Origin of the sequence: Amycolatopsis tucumanensis (assembly GCF_021654135.1) — a bacterium.
GTDB classification, from domain to species: Bacteria; Actinomycetota; Actinomycetes; order Mycobacteriales; family Pseudonocardiaceae; genus Amycolatopsis_E; species Amycolatopsis_E tucumanensis.
Map to the genome: position 1 here is coordinate 1 of NZ_JAKGSD010000137.1, position 1,005 is coordinate 1,005.

Sequence of the window (1,005 nt, forward strand, 5' to 3'; positions counted from 1 at the left end):
ACCCCCCATAGGTATAGGAGACCGAGATGAGAACCGACTCCCGCCGCTGGTGGGCACTGGGGTTCATCGCACTCGCCCAGTTCATGGTCATCATGGACACGTCGATCATCGGGGTCGCGCTGCCGAAGATGCAGTCCGATCTCGGCTTCACCCCGGATGGCCTGTCCTGGGTGTTCAACGCCTACGTGGTCGCCTTCGGCGGCCTGCTGCTGCTCGGCGGCCGACTGTCCGACCTGCTCGGCGCGCGTCGTATGTTCGGCGCGGGCTGGGTGATCACCCTCGGCGGCTCGGTGGTGGCGGCGCTGGCCGGCAACGCCGGGACCGAGCTGACCGGCCGGGTCCTGCAGGGCGCCGGGGCGGCGTTGATCGCGCCGTCGGCCCTGACGCTGCTGATGGTGCTGTTCGGCGGCCGCCCGAAGGAACTCACCAAGGCGCTCGCCCTCTACGGCGCGGCCGCGCCGGCCGGTGGCACCGCCGGGGTCTTCCTCGGCGGCGTGATCACCGAATGGCTGTCCTGGCCGTGGATCTTCTGGCTCTACGTGCCGATCTCGCTGATCGCAATCGCGGCCACACCCGCCCTCATGCCGGCCACGCCCGCGCGGCGCGGCGCGGTGGACGTCGCGGGCGCGGCGGCGGTCACCGCGGGCCTCGCGCTCACCGTGTTCGCCATCGTGCGGGCCCCCGAACAGGGCTGGGGATCCGCGGCCACGCTCGGCGCGCTGGCCGGCGGGATCGTGCTGCTGGGAATCTTCCTGGCCATCCAGCGGTCGCGCCGGGTTCCGCTGGTGCGGCTGGGCATCTTCCGCACCCCGAACCTCGGCGCGGCGAACCTGGCGCAGCTGCTGCTGGGCGCCGCGTGGATCCCGATGTGGTACTTCCTGAACCTGTACCTGCAGCAGGTCCTGGGCTACGGCGCGTTCGCCAGCGGCGCGGCGCTGCTGCCGATGACCCTGCTGATCGTGATCCTGATGGTCGGCGTGGCGCCGCGCCTGATCGCCCGCTTCG

General features: G+C 71.7%; 1 protein-coding gene. It reads left to right on the plus strand.

All coding sequences use genetic code 11. From position 1 onward, the window contains the following. Window positions 1-26: 26 nt before the first annotated feature. Window positions 27-1,005 (plus strand): MFS transporter (locus tag L2C96_RS44165; RefSeq protein WP_237340325.1); only part of this gene is annotated, 979 nt, incomplete at its 3' end.